The organism is Glutamicibacter sp. MNS18 (genome assembly GCF_026107515.2).
Classification (GTDB): Bacteria; Actinomycetota; Actinomycetes; order Actinomycetales; family Micrococcaceae; genus Glutamicibacter.
Genome location: NZ_JAPCHW010000008.1, coordinates 1 through 21,841 on the forward strand (window position 1 = coordinate 1; position 21,841 = coordinate 21,841).

Sequence of the window (21,841 nt, forward strand, 5' to 3'; positions counted from 1 at the left end):
CGGTGCGGTAAAGGTAGACTCGTGCACTGTCGAGGTCTTTCGAAGAAGGTTGTGTGGTAACTTCCATTCTTCGCGAAGGCCTCGACTTTTTGCTGCATTGGTGACACGCCCGGGATCCGGGGTGTTGAGTTCAGCTGGTTACACCCTTATTTCTGAAGAGCCCCTATGGTTCCAATCCACGCGCAATCAGCTGCACCAGGTGCTTGCCATCCAGCCCGGCCAGATCGGCGACTTGGGTGCGGCAGGAGAACCCGTCGGCCAGGATCTGCCGGTTAGGGGCCGCCTTCGCTTTCGCCAGGACACCCTGCTCGGCGATCTGCCTGGAGATCTCGTAGTGCCCCTTCTCCATTCCGAAGTTTCCGGCCAGGCCACAACAACCCGCGGACTCCGTCACATCGCATCCCATGGAATCCAGCAGGGCACGATCCGCGTCATATCCCATGACCGCATACTGGTGGCAGTGCGGCTGCGCCAGCAGTTGTGCATCAACCCGAGGAGGGGTCCAGTCAATGGACGTCAGGAACTCGGCTACCGTGCGCACCGCGCCGGACAGTTCCACCGCCCGTGGGTCATCGCCGAGCAATTCCACCAGGTCCGAGCGGAGCGTGGCAGTACAGCTCGGCTCAAGACCGATCACGGTTCGTCCATCCTGGACCGCGGGCAGCAGCAGGTCCACGGTGGAACGTAGCTGGGCCTTGGCCTTGGCCAGCTGTCCGGTGGAGATCAGTGTCAGTCCGCAGCAGGCGCCGGGTGCGGCCAATTGCACATCCGCACCGGCTGCCTGCAGGACGCTGATCGCGTCCCGGGCGATCTCCGGGGTGATCGAGTCGGTAAAGGAATCGACCCACAACAGTACCCGGTGCCGCGCCCCGGGTACCGAAGTCAGGTTCCTGGCCGTTGCACTACGCCGGAACGGAACCCGCGGCAAACGTGGGAGACCACGGCGCGGATCCGCACCGATCAGGTGCATCATGCTCCGCCGCAGTACCGGGAGCCGGCCGGCCAGGTTCACTAGTGGTGCCAGCGGTGACATCAGTTTCAACCAGCCGGGCAGGCGACCGAGCGTGTAGTGCGCCAGCGGACGCAGCTTGCCCTTGTACGTCTGGTGCAGGGTCTCCGACTTGAAAGTGGCCATATCGATGCCGGTCGGGCAATCGTTGGCACACGCCTTGCAGCTCAGGCACAGATCCAGGGCCTCATGGACTTCCGGTGAGGAATGCCCCAGGGTGATGATCCCGCCGTTGAGCATCTCCTGCAGGACCCGCGCGCGGCCGCGCGTCGAGTCCTTTTCATCCCGGGTGGCTTGAAAGGAGGGGCACATGAATCCCCCGGAATCACCCAAATCCGATCGGCATTTACCCACGCCCACGCAGCGGTGGAGCGCGTTGGTGATATTCCCTCCATCATGTTCGAAGCGGAAACCGTCACTGGCCATCAGCGTCAACGCCTGTGGGCGACGCAAGTCCGCGTCCATCGCTGCCGGGTCCACCACGATGCCCGGGTTGAGGATATTATTGTGGTCGAACAGCGCCTTGAACTCGGCCATGGCCGCCAACGCCGCCGGTGAATACATGGAGCCAAGCAACTCGCTGCGTGCCCGCCCGTCCCCGTGCTCGCCGGATAGCGACCCGCCGAAACCCGTGGCCAGGGCCGCGGACTTCTCCATGAACCGGCGGAAGACCACCGGTTCGGCGTCCAAGGGGAAATCGATGCGCAAGTGGACACAACCATCACCAAAATGCCCGTAGGCCAACCCCGAAAGCCCCTCGGAATCCATCAGGGCATAGAGCTCGCGCAGGTAACTGCCCAGGTGCTCCGGTGGGACCGCCGAGTCCTCCCACCCCGGCCATGCCTGGGCCCCGTCAGCGGTGCGGCCGGCCAGACCGGCCCCGTCGGCGCGGATCTGCCACAACCTTGTCGCCTCGTTTCCGGCCGGAATCACCAGCGAATCGACCGCCGAGGATACGCCGGCCAGTTCACGGGCGGTGGCCACGGCCGCCTGTGAATCCTGCCCGCCGACCTCGACCATCAGCCAGCCGCCACCGGCGGGCAGGTCCGGGACCGCGTGTTTCCCCTTGGCTGCGCGGATCACCTGCACCAACGCCGCATCCAGTCCCTCCAGTGCCAGCGGCTTGAACGGCAACAAGGCCGGCACGTCATCGGCGGCGGCAGCCATGTCGGGGTAGCCGAGGACCGCCAGCGCCGGGGCCGGGGCCAGTTCCACCAGCTTCAGCGTGGCCTGGAGAATGACGCCGCAGGTGCCCTCGGTGCCGGTCAGCGCGGCAGCCAGGTTCCGCCCGTTTTCAGGCAGCAGGTGTTCGAGGGAGTACCCCGAAATCTGCCGGGCAAAACGCCCGAACTCGGTGCGGATGAGGCCGAGGTTCCGTGTCACGAAATCCTCCAGGCCGGGCACCTGCGTCAACCCCTCCCTGCCGGAGGCTGCGTCCACTATCCGGCCGTCGGCCGCCAGCCACCGCAGTTGAGCCACATTGTCCGCGGTGCGCCCATAGGACAACCCGTGCGGACCGCAGGCGTTGTTCCCGATCATGCCGCCCAGGGTGCAACGTGTCGCGGTCGAGGGATCCGGCCCGAATCGCAGGCCCAGCGGCGCCAGCCGTGCCTGCAGGTCGCTGAGTACCACCCCGGGTTGCACCACTGCGGTGCGGGTGGCCGCGTCGATGTCCACAATCCGGTTCATGTGCCGGGAAAAGTCCAGCACGATCCCTTCCCCAACGGCGTTCCCGGCACATGAGGTCCCGCCTCCGCGGGAGGTTACCGGCACCTTGTGGTGCCGCGCCGTGGCCACCACGAATTTCACATCCGACTCGTCGCGCGGGGTGATAACCAATTGCGGCACTACCCGGTAGTTCGACGCATCGGTGGAATACTGGGCCCGGGCCAGCGTGCTGGCCTGTACCTGGTCCCCCAGCTGGCCTCGAAGTTCGTTGGTGATGGCTTCCCAGTTCGCCGCCTGGGAAGGTACGCGCTCCCGCGTGGTTGGGACACTCATGCGCTCGGGGCCTTTCTCACGTAGGGGTTGGTCTAATGTACGAGGGCCCGGCCACGCAAGTCCATGGCCTTGCGTACCCGGTCCTGGGCCAACAGCCTCGCCGCTTCATGGGTGGTGGTTTTGCGGTTGGCTGCTTCGTCCAGCACCGTTAGCGCGTTGTGGCGCAGTTTTTCGGAGACCGTGGTGAAGATGTTGTCCGTGGTGGCCCGGAATGGGGACTGTCGCGCCTCCATGGCGAAGGCTGCCGAGACCACCCCGCCGGCGTTGGCAATGAAGTCAGGGATAACGGTGACACCACGGGCCGCAAGCACCTGCTGTGCTTCGGCATTGGTGGGCAGGTTGGCCCCCTCCACCAGCAGGGTGGCGCCGATCCGTTGGGCGGACCCGGCATCGATGACATCTTGCAAGGCCGCAGGGACCACGATGTCGGCATCGACGAACAGCTCGTCGCCCGGGTTGATCCGCAGCTGCGGGTAATCGTTGACCAACGCGTCACCCACCTGTTGGCGCCGCTGAAGCAGTTCCGGGATGTCCAACCCCCGGGAATCGAAGATCGCCCCGTGGGCAGTGGAAATCGCCACTACCGTGTATCCCAGCTCGTGCAGCCGGGAAGCGACCGCGTGCCCTACTGCACCGAAGCCCTGTACCGCCACCCGGGCACCGCGCAGATCCCGCACGGCGGCGGCGGCATCCACCACCTCGGCCACCCCGTACCCGGTGATACCCAGCTGGTCATAGGGCACACCACCCAGATCCCAGGGTGTTCCCACGGCCGCCATGCGGGTACCCAGTTCGTCGTTGATGATCGCCGCATCGTTCTCGGTCAGGCCCATATCCAGCCCGAAAACATACTCCTCCGGTACCTCGTTGGACAGCTTACGCACGAAGGAACGCAGGATTTCCTCCTTGTGCGGGCTGGCCGGGTCGGCCTGGATGCCGGCCTTGGCCCCACCGTAGAACAAGTCCACTCCGGCCCATTTCCACGTCATCACCCGGGCCAGCCGGGCGATTTCGCCCACCGACACGTTCGGTTGCATGCGGGTGCCACCCTTGCCGATACCGCGGGAGGTGTTGTCAATGACCAGCACCCCCTTCATGCCGGTTTTCGCGTCGCTGACCGCGACGATCTTCTCCGGACCCCATTGGTCCATCAGCTCGAAAATGTTACTCATCGTTCGTATTCTTTCTGCCCGTCCGGGTCGCTGGAGGATAGCATCCGGGCGGCACGCACGAATGCGTGCCGCCCGGATGGTGGAAGAGGCGGTGGCCTAGAGGAACTTCACGCCCTGGGCCAATGGCAACTGCCCGGAGTAGTTCACGGTGTTGGTGGCCTGTCGCATGTAGACGCGCCAGGCATCGGAACCGGACTCGCGTCCGCCACCGGTTTCCTTGTCCCCACCGAAGGCGCCGCCGATCTCCGCACCGGAAGTGCCGATGTTGACATTGGCGATGCCGCAATCCGATCCGGAGGCCGACAGGAAGCGCTCGGCTTCGCCCTGGTCGGTGGTGAAGATCGCCGAGGACAGCCCCTGCGGAACCCCGTTCTGCAGGGCGATGGCCTCATCGAAGTCCGAGTAGGTCAGCAGGTACAGGATCGGGGCAAAGGTCTCGTCCCGGACCACCGCGCTCTGGGACGGCATCTGCACGATCACCGGCTGCACGTAGTAGGCCTGCGGATACTGCTCTTCCAGCACCCGTTCGCCGCCGGTCAGCACGGTACCGCCTTGGGCCTTGGCATCGGCCAGTGCCTGGGTCATGGCCCGGTAGCTGGCCTCGTTGACCAGCGGACCGACCAGGTTTTCCTCGTTGCGCGGGTCCCCGATGCTCAACGTCGGGTAGGCGGCCACCAGTTTCCGGGTCAGCTCCTCGACCACCGACTCGTGCACGATCACCCGGCGCATGGTGGTGCAACGCTGTCCTGCAGTCCCGGCGGCGGCGAACACGATACCGCGCAGCGCGAGGTCAAGATCCGCGCTCGGGGTGACGATGGCGGCATTGTTGCCACCGAGTTCGAGCAGGATCCGGCCAAAGCGTTCAGCCACCTTGGGGGCGATCTCGCGCCCCATGCGGGTGGAACCGGTGGCCGAGACCAGGGCGACTCGCTCGTCCTCGATCAGCGGGGCGCCTCCCTCGCGGTCGGCCAGGACCAGCTGGTGGATATCGGCAGGTGCGCCGGTCTCCTGTACTGCGCGGGCCAGCAGCGCGTGGGTAGCCAGTGCGGAAAGGTTCACCATCCCCGAGGGCTTCCAGACCACGGTGTCCCCCGCAATCAAGGCCAGTGCGGTGTTCCAGGAGTACACGGCCACCGGGAAGTTGAAGGCCGAGATGACCCCGACCACCCCCAGCGGGTGCCAGGTCTCCATCAGCCGGTGTCCCGGACGCTCCGAGGGCATGGTCTTGCCGTAGAGCATGCGCGACTGGCCCACGGCGAAGTCGCAGATGTCGATCATTTCCTGCACCTCGCCCAGTGCCTCCGAGGTGATCTTGCCGGCCTCGGCTTGCACGATGACCGCAAGGTCATCCTTGTGCTCGGTCAGCAGTTCACCCCACCGCTTGACCGTGGCCCCGCGCACCGGAGCCGGCACCTCGCGCCAAGTCGTGAAGGCATCGGCCGCCCGAGAGATGGCCTCCTCGGTATCGGCTGCCGTGTGCAGCGGGACCCGGGCCAGCACCTCGCCGGTCAGCGGGCTGCGTGCCTCGGTGGGGCCGGAAAGGGCGGCGGTATCCACCCCGCAGGCGCGCAGTGCAGCGGCCACGGTGTCCTTCAGTGCGGTCTCGTTCAGGGTCTGGGTCATTTTCTTTTCTCCTTGCGTGGTTTAAGGGGCGGTTAGACGTTGGCGCCGGCAGCTAGCCGGGCGCGCAACGCTGCCAGGGATTCGTCTTGTTGCTTGCGGTACAGGTCATAGGGGTCTGCAACCGGGCGACCGACAATCAGGCTCATGGTTTCCAGGTTGTAGTCCGTTCCGGTCTGCGCGTCGTCACGGGATCCCTCGTCGGTGAGGTTGGATTGGAAGATTCCGGCGGCCGAGCGGGGTAGGAAGTCCTCGTACACGATCGGTTCGACATCCACTAGTCCGGCCTCAACCAGCTCCGTGAGGTCCTGGCGGGCCAGCACGGCCGGGTCGTGGCCCGCTGCGGCTTCGGTGTTCAGTTCATAGGTGAAATACGCCAGTCCCTCGGTGGCCAGTTCCCCTTCGGTGCGTGGCAGGTGTTCGCGCCAGACATCCCGGGCCACGTCGACCCTGATGCCGTTGCCTTCACCCGCGGCCAGCCGTCGGTCGGTTTCGGCGACCATCCGGTCGTACAGGTCGCGGCCCTTGGGGGTCAGCGCGATCCCGCGCTGTTCGACCTCGCCGAAGCGGACGCGCAGTTCACCCGGTCCCACGGTTCCGTCCTCGAAGAGGAACTGCCGGTCCTCGGCCAAGGCGCGGAAGGAGGTCTGGCGCAAGAGGATGTCCGGCCCCTCCCAGGCCGGCGGGCCCTGGATCTCGTCGATCATGGTGATCCCGCGCGCTTCCATCCGCTCATACAATGCGTCGATATCCAGTACCCGCGGGGTCAGGTGGTTGATGTGTGTGGTGGAAACCCCGCCAATATCCGAGGCCACCGCGCTGATGGCCTCCAGCTTCTTGTACCAGGCATGGTCCACCGGATCGGTGGACAGCTTGAAGGCCGCGGTGGCCAACTCCAACAGCCGGTCCGCGTCGGCCGCGGCCAGTCCCCCGGCCTCGGCAGCCCGATCGGCCAATTGCAGCAGATCCGCCGGGAACAGGGTGCGTGCCCCGATGAAACGGTGCAGTTCATCCTTCAGCTGTTTGTTGAAGAAGCGCGGGTCGTCGGTGGCCAGCATCGAGGTAAACACCCGGAAAGGATTGCGGGCCAACTCCTCGCGATCCACCGGGCGGAAGGCTGTGGACACCACCGGCACCGAGGACTTGGAGGCGTCACGAAGGTCGTAGAATCCCACCGGGTGCATGCCGAAGGCAGCGAAGACCCGGGCCACCTGGCCCATCTCCTCCGGCGAGCCGACCCGGATCGCCCCGTGGCGCTCGGCGGTGATCCTGTCGATCGCCCCCAGCCGCTCCGCCTCGCTGCCGTTGGCGGCCAGGTAGTCCTGGTTCACCTCGTTCGAGACATCCACCAGGGTGTTGTACGCGGGTACTTCTTCCCCATACATCACCGAAAGCTCACGGGCGAAGCGGGCCCGCAGTTCCCATTGTTCGACCAGGGTCATCTGATTGGTTCCTTTACTGTTCGTCATTAGATGATGTTCACTTCGCGCAACCGGCTGGTGTCGTTGTCAAACCGGTCCACGCTGAAGGGTGTGGGGTCCATGAACGATGTGCGTCCGTGATACAGATCCGCGACCAGTTCTCCAACGGCCGGTCCCTGCAGGAATCCGTGGCCGGAGAATCCGGTGGCGTAGAAAAAGCCTGGCAAGTCCCGTGAATGGCCGATCAAGGCGTTGTGGTCCGGGGTGTTCTCGTAGTATCCGGCCCACCCTCCCACAAGGTCCGGGTTTTCCAGGCCCGGAGCGCACACTGCCGCGGCGTCATTGAACTCGGCCAACCACGAGTAGTCGAACTCGCGGCCGAAGCCTTCGGGTTGCTCATGCGAAATACCCAACAGCAGACCACTGCCGTAGTTGTGGAAGTACATGGTGGTGGCCAGGTCCAGGGTGAAGGGGATCCTGGCCGGGGTGGTGGCTTGCGGCATGGTCAACCCGATCATCCGCTTGGTGGGGACTACCGGCAGGCTCACCCCGGCCATCTGGCCGATTTGTGCACTCCAGGCTCCGGCACAGCAGATGACGGCGTTGGTGCTTATCTTGCCCCGGTTGGTGCGTACCGAGCGAATAGTCCCCTCCGCCGTCTCGATATCCAGCACCTGGGTGTGGGTAAGGATCCGCACACCCAACTGGCGGGCAGCATGGGCATAGCCCGCTACTGCCAGGGCCGGCTCGGCGTACCCGTCTTCGGGGGAGAAACTGGCACCGTTCAACGCCCGGGCATCGATGAACGGGTTGATCCTCTCCGCTTCTTCCGCATCGATCATCCGGCTGGAGACACCCATGCTGTTCTGAGTTGCCGTGGCGGCTTCGAGCGCCTGCAGGGAATCGTCGTTGCGGCACAGGAACAAGTACCCCACCTGCTGCAGGCCGATCCCCGCGCCGAACTCGGCGTCGAATTTCCGGTAGGCCTCCAAGGAGCGCTTGCCCAGCATGATGTTCCCTGGATCGGAGAAATTGGCCCGTACGCCACCCAGCGGCTTTGCCGAGGATCCGCCCCCCAGGTCGCCGAGCTCCAGCAGGACGATATTCTGCACGCCGCTTTTTGCCAGATGCCACGCAGCGCTGACCCCCATGATGCCACCGCCAATGATGACCACATCGGCGGAATCGGGAAGCCGTGAATCAAAACGTGGTTTCAGGTCAATGACTGCACCAGCCATGTCTCCCCCTTTCGTCAAGTTGACCGATGCTCCAGTGCGACCGGTTATCCGTTATCGATAACTATGCACTATGAAGTGGGCCACATGTCAAGGGGGTGCGCAAAAATGAACCCGGTGGTACACATTGTGTACCACCGGGCGCAGCGGAAACCGCTAGGGGCGGGCGTAGTCCAGGTGCTTGGACATCAGCTCAACGGCCCGTCGAGAGTCCCCGGAAATGACGGCTTCGACAATCTGCTCATGCTCATGGGCACTCTCCTTGAGTAGCCCCCGCAGCTTCAGGTGATAGGCGCCGTTGATCCGCGACTGGTCGCGGAGGTTCTCGACGATACCCACCCAGCGCTGATTACCCAGCACGCCGACGAGTTCAGCATGGAACAGCTGGTCCACTTCCAGGTACTCCACCGTGTCACCAGCCTCGGCCGCGTGCAGTGTCTGTCCGGCCAAATCGCGCAGGTGCGCGGCCGTGGCGTCGTCAACCCGGCCCAGCGCGGCACGCCTGATGGCCTCGACCTCGACCAACATGCGCAGGTCGTACACCTCCTGTCGATCACGATCACTCATCGCGACCACCCTGAACCCGCGGTTCTTCACCAACTCCAGCAGACCCTTGTCAGCCAGCGTGATCATGGCCTCGCGGGCCGGGGAGTTGGAGATCCCCAGGCGGCTGGCCAGTGCATTGGCGGAATAGATCTCGCCGGGCTGCATGGTGCCATCGAGTAAGGCGCGCCGGATAATGGCCTCGGTTGATTCCTTTAGCGTGGCACCAGGAGTCAGCCGGTCCACGTCCATGCCTGCATCACGGGACATGCGTCCTCCATCTCCGACCGCCTGGGCGGTCATTTTCTCCCCAAGGGTTGACACGAGCCGACCTTTTCGGGTGTCATGGTTATCGACAACCGACAACGTGGCATAGTTCACATTCGGCAAGTTGTCTCTACTTCGATACTACAGAATGTCTGCCGCCGGGCATCCCGTTTCATCTGGGCATTGGGAAACAGCCCGCCACCGAAACGCACGACATCTCCGCCAGTTCCCTGAAACCGGCGGCACCCCACCACTCAATCCAACCCTGCGAGAGGCACTTGCTATGCCGTCTTCCCTTACCCATTCCATTCCCGCCGCGATCTCCGTGGACCAACGCCTCGACAGCCTGTTCGGCCCTTTCGTCGATTGGCTAGAGGGCATCGTCTTCTTCGCCGTACCCTTCTTCGGTGCCGATCTTCCCCTGTTGATCATCTGGGTTATCGGCGCCGGGGTCTTCATGACCTGCTTTACCGGCTTCAGGGCCTTCCGCCAATTGCCGCACAGTTTGGCGATCATCCGCGGAAAGTTCAACCGGCATACGGACCCCGGCGAAGTCACCAGCTTCCAGGCCCTGGCCACTGAACTATCGGGAACCGTGGGGCTGGGCAATATCGCCGGAGTCGCCGTGGCCATCGCCATCGGCGGGCCCGGAGCGTCCCTGTGGATCATCATCGCCGGGCTGCTGGGCATGTCCCTGAAAATGGCCGAGGCGACACTGGGCCAGAAATACCGGCGGGTCAACAAGGACGGAAGCATTTCCGGCGGACCCATGTACTACCTGCAAACCGGGCTGAAGCTGCAGGGCAAGGCCAAGCTGGGCAAGGTCCTGGCCTACATGTTCGCGGTATTCATGATGATCGGCGCACTCGGTGGCGGCAATCTGTTCCAGTCGAACCAGGTGGCCGCGCAGATCGTGCTGATCACCGGAGGCCCGGAAAGCTTCCTCGCCGGGAAGAGCTGGCTCATCGGTGTTGTCCTGGCCGCGGTCACCGCCTTGGCCATCTTCGGCGGCATCACCTCGATTGCCAAATGGACCGGCCGCATCATGCCCGGTATGGCGGTGATCTACATCGGTTGTGTCCTGACTATCCTTGTCATGAACTTCACCGCCATCCCGGATGCCTTCGTAGCCATCTTCGAAGGAGCCTTCACCGGCGACGGAGTGCAAGGTGGCATCGTGGGCGTGGCGATTATCGGCATCCAACGTGCCCTGTTCTCCAATGTCGCCGGGGTGGGAACCGCAGGTCTGGCTCACTCGGCCACCAAGAACACCCGTCCCGCCCAGGAAGGCTTCGTTGCCGCCTGGGAGCCATTTATCGATTCGGTCGTGATCTGTACGATGACCGCGCTGGCGATCATCGTCACCGGGCAATACCAGGGCACTGGAGCCGGTGGAATCGACGGCATCGAGTTGACGAACGCCGCCTTCGCCACGGTGCACGAGTTGTTCCCGATCCTGCTCACCGTCTCGGTAGTCCTCTTCGCTTTCTCCACGATCCTGAGCTATTCCTACTATGGGCAAAAGGCCGCAGGGTTCCTCTTCGGGGAATCGGCGGTGGTGCGGCAGGGCTACAACCTGGTCTGGCTGGCTACGATCGTGGTCGGTTCTGCCGTCTCCCTCTCGGCAGTGGTGCGATTCTCCGACGCGGTGTTCTTCCTGATGACGGTGCCGAACCTGATCGGCCTGTTCTTCATGGCCAACGTCATCCGCAAGGAACTGAACGGACATTGCGATGATCTCAAAACCGGGATCTTGAAGATCGTCCCGATGGCCGAACGTAGCACCCTGCTTGGGCGACCGATGCCTGGTGACAAGACCGAGGACAAGGTCGCGGACCGCTCCTGAGTATGCTGCCGGGCTAGCGGCATTAGCGGTGACGTCCCGGGTCAAAGACCGGGGACGTCACCGCTCGGCCAATCCCACTTCACAGGGAGAAGAAAGGTGCAGCCTAGCCGATTCCTGCAGCGTGAATGCTCGCGCGGCGAACCTGCGGGCTCAGAGTCTCCAGGATCTCGTGTAGTTGTTGACAGGCGCGCTGAACCACGGACCTGAGCCAGGAATTGGCAGGATCGTTTTCTCGGTTGGCGTGCCAGAACATGGCTTCAACCAGTGCCGCTTCGTTTTCAACGGGAAAGTCCACGATCGCCAGATCCGTTCCCCTTGAATACTTATAGGCCAGCATGCGAGGCACCAAAGCGAGCAGGTCCGTACCCTCAACGAGCAACGGCAGGGAGAGCAGTCCCTGAACCCTCGCGGCAATCACCGGACTCGTACCCAGGATGTCCCAGAACTGGTCACCGGGGGTGCGGATCTCGGCGCCGAAGTAACCTACGGCCTGCGGGAGTTGCACCAGATCCTCGGCGCTGAGGTCGGGTTTCCCCAGCACAGGGTTTTCCGAGTCCAGCACTGCGACGAAGCTATCGCGAAATACCGGCTTGCTGTTCCCGGGCAAGTTATAGCCCATGGGACCCACGATCAGATCCCAGCGACCATAGTTGCTTTCTTCCCAGGAAGTCATCGAGGTAGGCACGATCTCCACCGCAACCTGGGGTGCCTCGATGCGCAGGATCGCCCGCAACGGTTCTACCAGCATCGCCGCAACGTAGTCGGAGGCAACAATGACGAATTTTCGATCGCTTGTGGCGGGGTTGAATTGGCTCTTGATTGTGGAGACCCGCTCAATGGCGTGCATGGCCGATTCCACCAGGGGTTCCAGATCCTGGGCCAACGGTGTCAGTTCATACCCTCGGCCGGCGCGCACGAGCAACTGGTCGTCAAAGTAGCGGCGCAACCTCGCAAGAGCGGCACTGGTTGCCGGCTGGCTCAGCCCCAGGAAATCCGCAGCCCGCGTGACATTGCGCATCCGAAGCAGACTCTGCAATACAGGCAGCAGATTAATATCAAGATTCTTCATAATGCCAGCTTAGACTTCCTGCTCCCCACGGTCACCGGGGTCACCTGCGCTGTGAGTGCGCTGCACGTCCAGCCCCCGCCCGGCCTGTGCAGGATTCACCGACTGGTTCGCTCCGATCGGGCCAGCCTGGGCCGCACCGTGGATGGAACCCGGGTGGTGGCATCACGCCGCACTCCGACAGTATTGCTGACGGTGCCGATCCCCTCGACATGCATTTGCACCGTGTCGCCGGGTTGCAATGGTGGTGGCGTCATACTGCCGTTACGTCCCCATAGCTCGGCAAGGCAGCCGCTACCGCAGGTTCCCGAACCCAGTACGTCCCCGGGCTTAACTACCGAGTCGGCCGAGGCGTAGGCCACCAGCTCTGCAAAGGGCCAGCCCATATGGGAGAGCAAGTCCCTGCCGACCTGTTGCCCGTTAACGCTGACCGTCATATCCAGCGGGAGGAAACCTTCGGTGTCGTGCCGGCTTTCGAACTCGTTGGCCGTCACGATCCATGGCCCCAAGGTGCTGGCGAAGTCCTTTCCCTTGCAAGGACCGAGGCTGACCTTCATTTCGCGTCTTTGCAAGTCCCTGGCCGACCAGTCGTTGAAGACCATGTAGCCAAAGATGTGCCGCCGGGCCATGTCGGCATCCAGGTTCTCGCCCGTGCTGCCACTCACTGCGCCGATAACTGCAGCGACTTCCAATTCAAAGTCCAGTTCCTGGCATCCGGCGGGAATCCCGATCACTTCGCCGGTGCCGCGCACGGTATGGGGGTTGCCGAAATAGAAGGTCGGCGCCTCGTGCCATTGCTGCACCACCCCATCAGCCCCGTCGATTGACTTGCGCACCCCTTCGACATGTTCCTCGAAGGCAACAAAGTCGCGAATCGTGCGGGGCTGCAACGGAGGCAAAAGGTACACCTCATCCAGCCCCACGCCTTTCCCGGCCTCGATCGTGCGCGCGGCCAGTTTCAGAGCGATGGCCAGGCCCTGTTCCAACAGATCCTGGACGTTCATCCCGTCGTTGAGCGCATAGCATTGGCCACCATCGACAAAGCCGTCAAATTCCTTGCCGTTGCCGTCTTTCCATCGGGCGATGACCGCCATCAGTGTCCGCTCCTTTGCCCGATACGTTCCCGGGCCTGGGCCAGGGAAGTCAATCCGAGATCCGCGGCGTTCAAGCGCAGAATCGCTTCACGCTCCTCTGCCCCCAAGCCGGCTGCTTCCAGATCATCCACTGGGGCATCGCTACCCATGTCGAAGGGATAATCCGAACCCAGCACGATACGCCCGGCACCCACCGTTTGGATCAACCGGCTAAGTTCAACCGGGTTGTGGACCAGCGAATCGAACCACAGCCGGGACAGGTAGGTCGACGGCTTGTGCTCGCATTGCCGGGCTTCGGGACGAACCTTCCAAGCGTGGTCCGAGCGTCCGGTCACCTGCGGCAGGTAGCCACCACCGTGGGCTGCAACCAGTTTCAGCTCCGGGAAGCGGTCGAGCACCCCGGCGAAGATCAAGTGCGAGAGCGCCACCGCGTTTTCAGCCGGCTGGGCCACCGTATTGGCCAAGTAGAACCTATCCAACCGGGTTTCAAGGGGGCATCCGAAAGGATGCAGGAAGACCACCGCACCCAGCTGCGCGGCCCGCTCCCAGAAGGGCTCCAGGCGCGGATCCGACAGTTCCACCGTGCTGCCCAAGGGGTCCGGGGCAAAGGAACCGATCTCGACTCCCGCCAGGCCACGATTGAGTACGGCGTCCTCGAGTGCGACAACCAGCAGTTCGGGATGCTGCAGGGGTGCCAGCCCCAACCCATGGAATCGCTCGGGCGCCTGGTCGATGTATTCACGTACCAGCCTGTTGGCCTCCTGGTACAGAGTGGTCGCCAGCCCGGGGTCCGCAAAAGCGTAGTAGTGGGATGGAGAGGGGGAGATGATCTGGACATCAACCCGGCTCCTGTCCATTTGCGCCATTCTGCTCTGCAGGTCGGTCAGCAATGCCCAACGGTCCCGGATCATCTGTCCGGAATTCTGTTGGGACTGCGCTCCGTTGCGTCGTGCTTCCACCCGCTGGTGTTCGGCAAGCCCTGCGGGGTCATGCTCATGCGCCAGCGCCTGCAGCTGCGGCAGCAGGACGTGGGCGTGCACGTCAACGATCGGCGGATGCACATTCATGCCGGCACCACCAGTCGGGCCGCAAGATTACCCATCAGGCCCGGGACATCCGCGTCCCGTTCCCCGTCCAGCAACCACTGGGCCAACTGCGTGGAGGCCTTGACCACTTCGGTTGCCCGCTCCACCCGCCGGGAGTGGAACTGCTCCCACAGCTTCTCATCCACCCTGTCTGAGACGATCAACAGTTCGGCCAAGACGGCCGCGTCTTCCAAGGCCATGGCCGCGCCCTGCGCGATCGTTGGAGGGCAGGAATGCGCTGCATCCCCGATGATGACACTGCGGCCACGGTTCCAGGCCCCTTCGACCACGTGCTGGGTGAAGTGGGTGTAGTTCACCGGTGCCCCGTCAAGCAGTGATTGCCGGATATCGTTCCACGGGCCACCATAGGCGGCGGCCAGTTCGGCCATGATCCCGGCGTCCTTGTGGCCGTGCCGGTCCTGGGCCCGCTCGACCAGGTAGGCGTACATGTCATTTTCCCCGGTCGGACAGTACCCGGCGATGAAGCAACGGCCCCCATAGGTGAGGTCGGTACGTACCACCTCGTCCGGGCGGGGCACAAAGGCGCGCCAAATCCCCATGCCAACCGGTTGCGGTTCCACATCGATACCAATGGACCGCCGTACCGTTGAATGCAATCCATCCGCACCGACCAGCAGATCGTAGTGCAGCACGGCCCCGTCCTCGGTGGTGACCTGCACCCCATCACCGATGTCCTGCAGACTATGGACACTCTTGCCGTGGCTGATCACCACCCCTGCGTCCAGTGCGCGTTGGCGCATGATACCCGCGAGGGTGGGGCGGTACATGCCGAAGGTAGCCGGCAACTCCGGACCTCCGGTCTGAACGTCATCGAGTATCGCCACGACCGTGCCTTCGGGGTTCGGTGCGCGCAATCCCAGATCGTTGAATGCGTAACCGTGTTCGGTCATCCGCTCCCAAACACCCAATTGGTGCAGGACCCGCAGGGCGTTACCTTGCAAGGTGATCCCGGACCCCAGGGTAGACGGTGAGTCGGACTTCTCCAGAATCTCTACCCGGACTCCGGCATCCGCCAGGAAGGTGGCCACCGCCAATCCGGCAGCCCCGGCACCGACGACACCCACTGTAGATACTGCAGCCATCTGATGTTCTCCTTTGTTCTTTTTGTGAACCGTTGCCTATTTGATGGCTAGCGGGTTGACAGGCGAACCCACTGCACCCATGATGCGCAGCGGTGCCGCGCTGAGCATGAACTCGTACCGCCCGTCCGCCGCGCAGTGCACCGCCAACGCATCCGGGTCCCACATTTCACCGAGAAAAAGACCCATATTGGGGATTGCCACCTGGTGCAGGGGCTGGAAGGCTCCTTCGAATTCATTGGGGCGGACCTCGAATCCCCAGGTGTCGGTGGCAATACCGGCGATTTCATTGCGGTACAACCATCCGGCCGTTCCGAAGGACAACCCGGGGGCGACCCCGCCGGCATAGTCCTTCCACCCCTCGCGTTTGGTCCGGGTGTACTGTCCGGTCCGGATGATGACTATGTCCCCGGTTCGGATATGCGAAGTGCTGCCCTGGTCCTTGATGACCTCTTCGAGGTGCTCCTCGGTGATGGAGAATCCATCGGGCAGTTCACCGTCGGTCCCGAAAACCCGTCCGACATCCAACAACACGCCTCGGGTCACGATGCGTGAGGCGGCGGTTTCGATCCCTGTGACCTGGTCTCCTTCGGATGTGACCACTGCACTGGCGGGACGACCGTTCCAAGCTTTGCCCCGATCGAAGATATGGCCTAGGCCATCCCATTGGGTGGAGCACTGCAGGGGCATCGAGATCACATCATCCGCCCCGCCAAACCCATGTGGGAAGCCCTGCAGACCGTGCTCGGCTTCAACCCCGGTATCGGTCATGGTGTGCACCGGGTTGGTGCGCCGACGCCACCCTTTCTGCGGTCCTTCGGAGCTAAAGGGCTGGGAGAGCGAGAAGCTCTCGCCGGTGCGCACCAGCGTTGCTGCCTGAACCCGTTTGGCTTCGGTGATGAAGTTCAGGGTTCCCAGCACATCGTCGTCACCCCAGCGGCCCCAATTGCGGTAGCGTTCAGCAGCCTCGGCAATGGCCTGCATCGGTTGGGTGCGGGACCAGGTGTTGGTGTTCATACCCTTGCCTCGTCACGACACGCCACGCGCTGGGTTCCCAATCCACTGATGCTTCCTTCCATGACATCCCCGTCACGCAGCAGGCGCCCCCAATGGGCCCCGTTGCCGGCCGGGGACCCGGTCAGCACAAGATCACCAGGCAATAACGGCATGTTCCATGAAGCGTGCGAAACCAATTGGGCCACGTTGAAGATCATGTCGGAAGTCGATTCATTCTGCATGACCTGCCCGTTGAGTTTCAGGGTCACGGTCAACTGCTGCGGGTCCTGGATGAACTTCGCCGGGACCAGCAACGGGCCGGTCGGGAAGAATCCCGGAGCATTCTTCGCACGGTACCAATCCGAGCCAATAGCGGGCATATCCTTGCGGAAAACCAGGTCGCGGGTGGTGATGTCGTTAACCATGGTGTATCCGAAAACGTGCTCCAGGGCCTGTTCAGTACTGACCCGGTGGGCAGGCTTGCCAATCACCGCGGCCAGTTCCAGTTCCCAGTCATGGCACTGGCTGTAGTAGGGCAGTTCCAGTGCGTCGTTTGGCGCCGCGATCGCGGTGGGCAGGCCGATGAAGAAGTAGGGCAGCCCTTCTTCGGCACGCTTGTCCATCATCTGCTCGGTCTTCTTGCGGACCTCGGCTTCATCCTCGCCGTCGTCCTTATGGGAGACCGCCAGGTCAACCACGTGGGTGCGGTAGTTGGCTCCAGCCTGGATGATCTGCTGCGGCTGCACGGGCGCAAGCAACCGCACGTCAGCAGCGGCGATCGTTTCTCCGGAGGAGCCGGAAGCCAGGATCTGGTCGATGGTCGTGTCCCACGTCCGCCACTGCGCGATTATCTGGTTCATCCCGGCCTCCAGGACGTGGATGCGGCCGTCAACCAGCAACCCGACCTTTTCGTGGCCGGAGTGCCGGTGTACGAAGCGGATCAGTGCGTAGTTCATTGTTCTAGCCTCGTCCCTGCTTGGCATAGGGGTTGAGCAATTCGGTTTTCATCTCTTCCGAGGCGCCTTCCTCGGTGGCAGTGAACCCGTCGGCCGGGGGGAAGGATTCGGTCATCGAGTGCGGCATGGCGCCGTTGCGGTAGAAGTTGTTCGATCCCTCGGAGGGCTTCCAGGTGTTCGCTTCCCAGTCCGGAACATAGTTGCGGTAGCCGCCGGAGTTCAATTCCACACGCAAACCGCTGGGTTCTCGGAAGTACAGGAAGTTCTGTTCTCCGATCCCATGAATGGAAGGCCCGTATTCCATGGGGGTCCCATTTTCCATCATCACATCCGCGGTGCGCAGCAGGTCCTCATGGGTATCGACCCAGAAGGCGATGTGATTCACACGTCCGGCGGTATCAGAGGTATCAAGCACCACACCCAGGTCGTGGGACTTCTCGTTGGTGGTCAGCACAGAGAACACGGTGATCGGCGCCTCGTCGAGGTCGGTGAACGCCATGATGCGGAAACCCAGCGCCTTGTTGTACCAGTCGGCGAAGCCGCGCACATCCGAGGTGGCCACGGTGACGTGGTCCAGGAAGCGTGGGGCTGCGGCATGGCTGCTGCGCTTCTCCGGGCGATCCGGGTAGATGGAGGCGAACTCCTCCTCGGCGTTGAAGCGTTCCACATCATAGACCAGCCGCATGGGGTGGCCGTAGGGGCCGGTGAATTCGTAAGCCCGACCGTAGCCGTGTCCGCCATTGGTCCAGGTTCCCTGCACGCCGTTCGCTTCCACCTGCGCGGCGGCCGCTTCCAGGGCAGCGGAGCTGTTGGTGCGCCAGGCCATGCGGGCAAGTGAGGCCACCTCACCGGGAACCACCACTAGGCTGTAGCGGTAGTAGTCGCCCCAGCAGCGCAGGTAGATCTTCCCGTCAACGCGGTCAACGATGCGCATACCGAATTTCTCTTCGTAGAAGCCCGCAGAGACCTCGACCTCCGGGCTGGTGATTTCCAAGTGGGCCAGGTGGGACAGTGGACGTTCCATGGTTACGCCTTTCAGATCGGATCGGCTCCTGATGTGAGCCACAACACCAGTGTGGAGGTATTCAAGTATTTGCGGAACAATGGTCTATATATGATTGATATCCGCTGGGTGGATAATGTTTGTGTTATCCAGCCGGCAGTGTACGGGGCACCGACGACCCCGCACACAGGTTACGACTAGGCCACACCAATCCCATCCCGCGCCCGGATCGTCCCGATATTCCCGCCCAGATCCCGGGCCAGCTGCCTGGCACCGCGCACCGCGATGGCCACACTCATCAAGGTGGGGTTCATGGCCGTGGCCGTGGGAATCAGCGCATTACCCCCCACCAACAGATTCGGATAATTCCACACCCGCGAGTAGGGGTCCGCGACACTGGTCCCGTCGTCGACCGGCCCCATCCGCATGGTGCCCTGGTAGTGGAGACTGGATCCGTTGGGCATCAAGCGCGGCTCGGCGACAAATGCCCCCAACGCTGTGCCGGCCCGGCGCAGCCGGGCGGTGGCCTGCTCGATTTCCGCTTCCTCCGCTGCCGTCAGCGCATAGTCGATGCGCATACTCGGAAGCCCCCGGTAGTCCACATCGTCATCAACGAAGGTCACCGCATCCTGGTAGCGGGGTTGCTTGCGCAAACCGTAGCCCATGTTGACATAACCCCAGCGATTTCCGGCGTGTTCGGCTGCCGGATCCATTGGGAAGGGAGTGCATTCGGTGTACATGACCTGGACGGAATATGGATGGTCGGGTTCGGAAAACGGGATACGGTTCACGGCGGCCACCGGGTCCACAGGGTTCCGTGCCCGGCGCGACAACTCCGCGTCAAGGTCCTCCTCGGTGGCAAACCGCCGCATTTTCCCGGCATCCAGCGCCACGGTGGAAATGACCACGGGATGTTCGGTGAGGTAGTGTCCCAGCGCCGCCGGCCGGATCCCTGAGGCCCACAGCAACTGCGGGGAGCGGAACGCATCGGCGGCCACTATGACCGTATCGGCCGCGAAGAAGGAGGTGTGCGAGGTCCGCAGATCCCGGTAGGTCACCCCGGTGGCGCGAGCACCGTCGGTCTCGATGCGCAGCACCAGGCTTAAGTCACGCAGCTCGAAACGGGCGGACAGCTCGCTGCCCGGGGCGATCAGCGGCCCGAGCACCACATCGGTACCGGCCCAGCGGATCGATCCGTCTGGTTTCGGATCCCCTGCCACAGGCAGGGTGCCGACCCCGTACCCGTCGGGCAACTCGGCCCCGAATTCCTCATCCAGCAGGTTGCGGATCGCGGCTCCTACGGCCGAGTCGGCGAAGGCGGCGCTTTGCACATGCAGCAGGCGTTTGGCCTCGGTGATGAGCCCATTCCACTCACTGTCGGGGATGAAGGGGATCTTCTCGCTGAAGGCCGGTTCCGGGGTGGCGCAGGTCCAGTGCACCCCCTGGCCGCCAACGTTGGTGGCTGCGGCGGCTGCCGGAAAGCTGGGTGCGTGGGCGGCTCCGGGTCCGCCAAAATCCAACAGGTGGGTTCCCTGCCGAGCAGTGAACATGCCCTCGGTGACAGTATCTTCGGGTATCCCCAGGGAGGCGCGGTAGGTGCCGGCCTGGGGGCCTTGGGATTTCTCGCGGGCCTGCGCCCTTGCCTCGGGGTCCTGGATGTTGCGCACGCTTTGGCCCGGGATATCGGTCAGCTGAGGTCCTGCTTCGAACATGACCACGTGCGCCTCGGGGTGCTGCTCGAGCAGCACACGGGCGTAGGCCGAACCGATGGGGCCGCTTCCGACGATGGCGATAGTGGGGTGGGTCATGGTGATTCTCCTTCTTACGGTTGTGCCGGGATAGGTTCAATTGCGTTGTGTTCGGTGCTTGCCATGGTGTTCTCCAACCGCCCGCGGGGCAGACACAGGGCAGCGATGACCCCGACGACGTAGGCGATGGCCAGTATGGTAAAGACCGGGGTGAAGACCGTGTGATAGAGCCCGGCAATCTCGGCCTGCACGGCGGCCGGTTGGGCATGGACCTGTTGCGGGGTGAGGGTGGAGGCGTTCAGCCCCGGAGGCAACTGACCGGCGACCCCGACGGCAATCACGGCCCCGATCATCGCGGTGGCCACGGTAGAGCCGATGTGCCGTACCAGGTTGATGGTGGCGGTAATGGTCCCGGTCTGCCTCACTGGCACCGCCCCCTGGACCAGGGTGACGATCAGGTTCATGAAGGAACCAGTGCCAATGCCCACCACCGCCATGACAGCCATGGGCACCCACAGCGGCTGTCCCATGGGAAGCAAGGCCATGGCCAGTAGCCCCGCGGAGCCCAGGGCGGTGCCCATGACGGGAAACGTCCAGTAGTGGCCGGTGCGGCTGGCCCACCATCCCGTGAGCAGGTTGCTACAAAGCATGCCGAACACGGTGGCTATGGGAACCAGCCCGGAGACGGTCACGCTGGTTTGGTAGGCCATCTGGATGTAAGTCGGAAGGTAGGCGGTGATCGAGAACAGCCCGACTCCGATAATGGCGGACAATGCAGCGCCGGCGGCAATCGTCCGGTTGGCGAAGAAGCCCAACGGGATCATGGGGTCCGACACGCGGGCTTCAATCCAGAAGAAGGTGATGAAACCCAGCAGGCTGATCGCCAGGCACACCAACGCCGGCAGAGAGAACCCCTGTCCGTTGGTCCAGGTGACACCCAGGATCAGTGCGACCAGTGACATGGCGAAGACCGCGGCGCCGGCCATGTCGAAGCCGCGTGGAGAGGAACCCGCCTCAAGGTGTGGCAGCGCAAACAGCGCCAGCACCAGGGCCGCCGCTCCCAACGGGATATTGATCCAGAAAATCCACGGCCATCCCCAGTAATCGGTGATGGCTCCGCCGAGCAACGGCCCAATCAGGATGGCCACCGGGAAGGCGGCACCGACCATCGCCATATAGCGAGGACGCTCGCGCTGGGTGGTAACCCGGGCAATGATGGTCTGCGACATCAACTGCAGCCCGGCGGCACTCATCCCCTGGATCACCCTGGCGGTGATCAACCAGCTGAAGTCGGCGGCAAGACCGCAGAACAGGGAGGCCAGCAGGAAGGTCCCCAGGGATCCGAGAAAGATCTTCCGCGGGCCCAGCACGTCATCCAGCTTGCCCAGAACCGGCAACAACACCGTACTGGCCAGGGTGTAGCCCACAACAATCCAGCTCATGTACTGCAGGGCGCCAAGTTCCCCGGCAATGGTGGCCAGCGAGGTGGATACCACCGTGTGGTCCATGGCTGCGAGGAATGACACGGTAAGCAGGCAGGCGATGAGCAGCCGGAGCCTCAATGGTGAAAGTTTCATGATGTTCTGCCCGATCGATCGGGTCATCTACGCGACAGAATGTGCCTCCGGCGACTTGGTCCGGCGGAGACGGGCCGGCTGGCCCCTACGTCACAACCACCA

16 protein-coding genes are annotated in these 21,841 nt (G+C 63.3%); 1 reads left to right on the forward strand and 15 read right to left on the reverse strand.

Features of this window, described 5'->3' with window-relative positions; genetic code table 11:
- Positions 1–163: 163 nt before the first annotated feature.
- The 6 genes from OK351_RS12265 to OK351_RS12290 all read right to left on the reverse strand — a co-directional run bounded on the left by OK351_RS12265 (position 164) and on the right by OK351_RS12290 (position 9,271).
- Positions 164–3,010 (reverse strand): FAD-binding and (Fe-S)-binding domain-containing protein, encoded by a 2,847-nt coding sequence (locus OK351_RS12265; protein ID WP_265159334.1) that lies wholly within the window; start codon positions 3,008–3,010, stop codon positions 164–166.
- A 32-nt stretch (positions 3,011–3,042) separates the two neighbouring features.
- A complete protein-coding gene (locus OK351_RS12270; protein ID WP_265159336.1) occupies positions 3,043–4,182 on the reverse strand; it encodes a Glu/Leu/Phe/Val family dehydrogenase in 1,140 nt (379 codons plus the stop codon).
- Between the two features lie 96 nt (positions 4,183–4,278).
- Positions 4,279–5,805, reverse strand: a complete 1,527-nt coding sequence (locus tag OK351_RS12275; RefSeq protein WP_265159338.1) for an L-piperidine-6-carboxylate dehydrogenase — start codon at positions 5,803–5,805, stop codon at positions 4,279–4,281.
- 32 nt (positions 5,806–5,837) lie between these two features.
- On the reverse strand, positions 5,838–7,244 hold the full coding sequence (locus OK351_RS12280; protein WP_265159340.1) for a 2-oxoadipate dioxygenase/decarboxylase: 1,407 nt from the start codon (positions 7,242–7,244) through the stop codon (positions 5,838–5,840).
- A gap of 26 nt (positions 7,245–7,270) precedes the next feature.
- Positions 7,271–8,461: an NAD(P)/FAD-dependent oxidoreductase gene (locus OK351_RS12285; protein ID WP_265159342.1), complete on the reverse strand. Its 1,191-nt coding sequence runs from the start codon at positions 8,459–8,461 to the stop codon at positions 7,271–7,273.
- Positions 8,462–8,614: 153 nt separating this feature from the next.
- Positions 8,615–9,271: a GntR family transcriptional regulator gene (locus tag OK351_RS12290; RefSeq protein WP_265159344.1), complete on the reverse strand. Its 657-nt coding sequence runs from the start codon at positions 9,269–9,271 to the stop codon at positions 8,615–8,617.
- A 280-nt stretch (positions 9,272–9,551) separates the two neighbouring features.
- On the opposite strand from OK351_RS12290, the gene OK351_RS12295 reads away from it, so the two are divergent.
- Entirely contained in the window at positions 9,552–11,114 is a 1,563-nt protein-coding gene (locus OK351_RS12295) for an alanine/glycine:cation symporter family protein (RefSeq protein WP_265159346.1), read from the forward strand.
- Between the two features lie 103 nt (positions 11,115–11,217).
- Here OK351_RS12295 and OK351_RS12300 read toward each other — a convergent pair whose 3' ends face one another.
- The 9 genes from OK351_RS12300 to OK351_RS12340 form a co-directional block, all read right to left on the reverse strand.
- Positions 11,218–12,183, reverse strand: coding sequence for a LysR family transcriptional regulator (locus OK351_RS12300; protein WP_265159348.1), 966 nt, complete (start codon positions 12,181–12,183; stop codon positions 11,218–11,220).
- A gap of 95 nt (positions 12,184–12,278) precedes the next feature.
- Positions 12,279–13,274, reverse strand: a complete 996-nt coding sequence (locus OK351_RS12305; RefSeq protein WP_265159350.1) for a fumarylacetoacetate hydrolase family protein — start codon at positions 13,272–13,274, stop codon at positions 12,279–12,281.
- Complete coding sequence (locus OK351_RS12310) at positions 13,274–14,341, reverse strand: amidohydrolase family protein (protein WP_265159352.1); 1,068 nt, start codon at positions 14,339–14,341, stop codon at positions 13,274–13,276. The genes OK351_RS12305 and OK351_RS12310 overlap by 1 nt, the downstream gene beginning before the upstream one ends.
- Positions 14,338–15,462, reverse strand: a complete 1,125-nt coding sequence (locus OK351_RS12315) for an FAD-dependent monooxygenase (protein ID WP_265159354.1) — start codon at positions 15,460–15,462, stop codon at positions 14,338–14,340. The genes OK351_RS12310 and OK351_RS12315 overlap by 4 nt, the downstream gene beginning before the upstream one ends.
- Positions 15,463–15,498: 36 nt before the next feature.
- On the reverse strand, positions 15,499–16,476 hold the full coding sequence (locus OK351_RS12320; protein WP_371931439.1) for a cyclase family protein: 978 nt from the start codon (positions 16,474–16,476) through the stop codon (positions 15,499–15,501).
- Positions 16,473–17,411 carry a fumarylacetoacetate hydrolase family protein gene (locus tag OK351_RS12325; RefSeq protein WP_265159356.1) on the reverse strand — a complete coding sequence of 313 codons (939 nt, stop codon included), beginning with the start codon at positions 17,409–17,411 and terminating at the stop codon, positions 16,473–16,475. Before OK351_RS12325 ends, OK351_RS12320 begins: the two co-directional genes overlap by 4 nt.
- Positions 17,412–17,415: 4 nt before the next feature.
- Positions 17,416–18,435 carry a VOC family protein gene (locus OK351_RS12330; protein WP_265159358.1) on the reverse strand — a complete coding sequence of 340 codons (1,020 nt, stop codon included), beginning with the start codon at positions 18,433–18,435 and terminating at the stop codon, positions 17,416–17,418.
- Positions 18,436–18,611: 176 nt separating this feature from the next.
- Complete coding sequence (locus OK351_RS12335) at positions 18,612–20,222, reverse strand: GMC oxidoreductase (RefSeq protein ID WP_265159360.1); 1,611 nt, start codon at positions 20,220–20,222, stop codon at positions 18,612–18,614.
- A 14-nt stretch (positions 20,223–20,236) separates the two neighbouring features.
- Positions 20,237–21,766: an MFS transporter gene (locus OK351_RS12340; protein WP_265159362.1), complete on the reverse strand. Its 1,530-nt coding sequence runs from the start codon at positions 21,764–21,766 to the stop codon at positions 20,237–20,239.
- Positions 21,767–21,841: the final 75 nt, after the last annotated feature.